The 4034-nt window shown below is 41.7% G+C and carries 3 protein-coding genes, 2 tRNA genes and 1 pseudogene; 3 read left to right on the forward strand and 3 right to left on the reverse strand.

What is annotated here, in order from left to right; all coding sequences use genetic code 11:
* Together AACQ38_RS23370 and AACQ38_RS23375 are read left to right on the forward strand one after the other, a co-directional pair.
* Nucleotides 1-110: pseudogene (locus tag AACQ38_RS23370) on the forward strand (IS630 family transposase); the annotation flags it as partial.
* A gap of 164 nt (nucleotides 111-274) precedes the next feature.
* Nucleotides 275-1798 (forward strand): YifB family Mg chelatase-like AAA ATPase, encoded by a 1524-nt coding sequence (locus tag AACQ38_RS23375; RefSeq protein ID WP_165579206.1) that lies wholly within the window; start codon nucleotides 275-277, stop codon nucleotides 1796-1798.
* A gap of 46 nt (nucleotides 1799-1844) precedes the next feature.
* Here the strand turns inward: AACQ38_RS23375 and AACQ38_RS23380 are convergent, their stop codons facing one another.
* Nucleotides 1845-2183: a DUF413 domain-containing protein gene (locus tag AACQ38_RS23380; protein WP_011148757.1), complete on the reverse strand. Its 339-nt coding sequence runs from the start codon at nucleotides 2181-2183 to the stop codon at nucleotides 1845-1847.
* A 125-nt stretch (nucleotides 2184-2308) separates the two neighbouring features.
* Here AACQ38_RS23380 and hdfR point away from each other — a divergent pair, with 125 nt between their 5' ends.
* Complete coding sequence (gene hdfR / locus AACQ38_RS23385) at nucleotides 2309-3145, forward strand: HTH-type transcriptional regulator HdfR (protein WP_165579207.1); 837 nt, start codon at nucleotides 2309-2311, stop codon at nucleotides 3143-3145.
* A 686-nt stretch (nucleotides 3146-3831) separates the two neighbouring features.
* Here hdfR and AACQ38_RS23390 read toward each other — a convergent pair.
* Together AACQ38_RS23390 and AACQ38_RS23395 are read right to left on the reverse strand one after the other, a co-directional pair.
* A tRNA-Trp gene (locus tag AACQ38_RS23390) sits at nucleotides 3832-3907 on the reverse strand.
* Nucleotides 3908-3916: 9 nt separating this feature from the next.
* Nucleotides 3917-3993: transfer RNA gene (locus tag AACQ38_RS23395), tRNA-Asp, on the reverse strand.
* Between the last annotated feature and the right edge of the window lie 41 nt (nucleotides 3994-4034).

The raw sequence follows: 4034 nt of genomic DNA on the forward strand, positions 1-4034 counted from the left end.
AATTTCGAGACAACGTCTTCAAATTTTTCACCACAACGCTACCGGATATAGCGGACTCGCTGATGTCTAGAATTAACGACCATTTTCAGGTGCTAAAAACTGCATCTTGAAGTTTCTTGGGTATATACCCAATGGATTTCAAGATGGATCGCGACGGCAAGGGAGAGAATCCCCGAGAGCATAGATAACGATGTGACCGGGGTGAGCGAGTGCAGCCAACAAAGAGGCAACTTGAAAGATAACGGGTATACACTTTCTTACTAAGGAGAATAGGATGGCCCTCGCTGTTATTTATACCAGAGCGACTATAGGTATTCACGCCCCTATTGTTACTGTTGAAGCGCATATTAGTAATGGTTTACCTGGATTAACCTTGGTTGGTTTGCCTGAAACAGCCGTAAAAGAAGCAAGAGATCGTGTCAGAAGCGCATTGATCAACAGCGGGTTTACCTATCCGCCTAAAAGAATCACCGTCAATCTTGCACCCGCAGATCTTCCCAAAGAAGGCGGCCGTTATGATTTGCCGATCGCTATCGCTATTCTAGCCGCTTCAGAACAAATACCTACCAATAAACTAAGTCATTACGAATTTCTTGGTGAACTCGCTCTATCCGGGGGTTTACGGAAAGTTAACGGCGCAATTCCAGCCGCACTCAGCGCAGGAAAAGCAGGAAGACAACTTATTCTACCAACAGAAAACGCAATGGAGCTGGCAATTTTATCTCAGAATGAAACGTTAATGACAGAACACCTCTTGCATATCTGCCACTTTCTTCAGGGAGAACAACAACTGCTGACAGCACCAATCCAACATGAATCCTTAACAGAATCATCACAACCGGATCTTCAGGATATTATTGGCCAGGAACAAGCAAAACGCGCCCTAGAAATCACAGCAGCAGGCGGACATAATCTTTTGCTACTTGGCCCACCAGGGACAGGAAAAACAATGTTGGCAAGCCGGCTATGTAGTCTATTACCACCATTAACAAACAAAGAGGCCCTTGAAGTTGCCGCCATCAATAGCCTGATGGATACCTACCTTTCACCTCAACAATGGCATACACGCCCATTTAGAGCGCCTCATCACAGTTCTTCAATGGCAGCTCTGGTCGGCGGCGGTGGGCTCCCAAAACCTGGTGAAATTTCACTTGCTCACAACGGCGTGCTATTTCTAGATGAACTACCTGAATTTGAACGCAGAGTCCTTGATGCTCTCAGAGAACCGCTGGAATCAGGGGAAATCATTATCTCCCGAGCCAGAGCAAAAGTTTGTTTTCCTGCCCAAGTTCAATTGATAGCAGCAATGAATCCTAGCCCTACAGGCTATCATCAGGGCATTAACAATCGAAGTAGTCCTCAGCAAATACTTCGATACCTAGCGAAACTTTCTGGTCCTTTCTTAGATCGTTTCGATCTCTCAATTGAAGTTCCCTTGTTACCCATTGGAACATTGAGTAGCTCTGTTAGACCAAGCGAAAGCAGCAAAGATGTAAGATTAAGAGTACTGGCGGCGCGAGAAATACAACTGAAACGTTGTGGAAAAATTAATGCTCATCTGAATAGTAAAGAGACAGAGGCATTTTGTAAGCTCAAACCTAACGACGCTGTATTTCTAGAACAAACTCTAATAAAGCTAGGGCTTTCAATCCGAGCATGGCACCGAATTCTGAAAACATCCCGGACACTTGCCGACTTAGAAGAAAAAAAAGAGATAGAAAAACCACATATCATGGAAGCCTTAAGCTATCGCAGTATGGACAGGTTATTAATACAATTACAAAAACAATCAGGTTAGCAATGAAAAAGGGGCAAAGCCCCTATATTCATAACTTGTGATAATATTAATCATCAGTGTCGGTATAGTCATCAGAAGCATCGATCTGGGGCTTACCGCCTGAAAGAGTATGAAAACGCTTTGGACGCCTAATCCTTGCAAGATATTTGGTCCAGACTTTTTCTTCTATTGTCACAGGCTGCCGCTCACCCCGGCAAACAGCAACAAACAGCTCTTCTACTTCTGTTTGAGGCTCGCGTTTACCAAGATCTAACTCATTGAACGCATAACCATGGCGCTCTAGTAATTGCGCCTCTTTAATGGTGAAATCGCCATGGCGGGAGAACCCGCGAGGGTAATTTTTGTTATCAAAAAAACGATTAGTCGTGATGAAGCTTTCGGCCATCTGACACACTCCTAATTCTAGTACTGTTACTATCATGCTAATTATGGCGCGGAGTATTAGATAGGCCTGGCGTTCTGTAAAACAAAAAATTTAAATCTTAACGATAAATATTATTGGAGATATATGTGGACACTGAATTACTGAAAACCTTCTTGGAAGTCAGTAAAACTCGTCACTTTGGGAGAGCAGCCGAATCACTGTACCTGACGCAATCAGCAGTTAGCTTTCGCATACGCCAACTAGAAAATCAATTAGGTACTCATCTTTTCACTCGCCATCGCAATAACATCCGTCTTACAGCAGCGGGAGAGCGCCTTATTCCCTATGCAGAATCACTGATGAGCACCTGGCAATTGGCTAAAAAAGAGATAATGCATGCTTCTCAACATACTGAATTAACAATTGGTGCCACTGCATCACTATGGGAATCATATTTAACTTCCTGGTTACAAGACTTCTATAAAAAACATCAGGAATTAAGATTGGAATCCCGAGTTTCTACACGGCAATCCCTTGTTAAGCAGCTTCATTCACGTGAGTTAGATCTGTTGATTACTACCGAACCGCCCAAAATGGATGAGTTCCAAAGCCTATTACTAGGAAATATTCGCTTGAAGTTATTAACAACAGAAGAAAATCTGAAATACCAAATTAAAAATTACATCAAACTAGAATGGGGAGCTGATTTCCATCATCAGGAACAACGGATTTTAAAAAGTGATCAGTTACCCACCATCACAACCACTTCAGCACATATAGCCCGCCAACTGCTCAATAGCGTAAGAGGAGCCGCCTTCTTACCAATACACTGGCAAAATGAATATCCAAAGCTGGTCTCTTATCCAAATACTGAACTAATTGAACGCCCATTATATGCCATATGGCTACAAAAAAATGATCAGCAAGCATTCATTCAACAGCTATTAAAAATACCTATCATACATACTTCTACAAGAGGTTAAGAAGCATCCATGTAAATCATTTAAGAAAATAGTAAGGGAGAAAGAAATTTCAAATAGAGCATACGGTGGGATTACTTTTGCTATCTTCCCACATATAGCTCCCTATTTACCAAGTAATCCCTACGTATAGTATAAGCTGAATCAGACGTAGTGTTTCCACCTTATCGTTTTAGGTATCCTTTCCTTCAAACCGAGCTTTTCTTAAGAAAAAAACTTTCACAATCAAAATATTAGTTAAGATCCATTCATACATATCCTCTAGACACTTAGTTCAGAAGGACTTTAACTAGTATGAAAATTGCCAAAAAGTCTAAAAAGTTATCTATAAGAATTCACTTTGACAATAGATAATTAGAAAGAAAGGTTTTATTGCTATAAGATCGAATAACATTGAGAACTGAAAAATGTGTAACAACATCAATGAAATGATGAATTCAAATCAATGGCAACATTAGCTTTACGAACCAGACAATATTTGCGAACAAATTTTCCAAGTGAGATCATTTCTGGAGAAAAGGCTCGCATAAGGGGATTTTTAATGTAACGGCAAATCCGTTTTTCTTACAAAGTTCCATTAAGAAAAAGGCGCTGACCAAAAAGCCAGCGCCTTACCAATAATCTAATCCAAGTAGCATATATGGATCACCAATACTATAAACTACCTTAGTTGCCACTTAGCTTATAACTGGCAGGGGCGGAGAGACTCGAACTCCCAACACCCGGTTTTGGAGACCGGTGCTCTACCAATTGAACTACGCCCCTAAATTAAGGTGGCGGTGCGGACGGGGCTCGAACCCGCGACCCCCGGCGTGACAGGCCGGTATTCTAACCAACTGAACTACCGCACCACCGAATTCTCTTTGATTTATATCGCTGTTACGACATAAAA

The sequence above is a fragment of the Photorhabdus sp. RW14-46 genome (assembly GCF_963887965.1).
GTDB classification, from domain to species: domain Bacteria; phylum Pseudomonadota; class Gammaproteobacteria; order Enterobacterales; family Enterobacteriaceae; genus Photorhabdus; species Photorhabdus laumondii.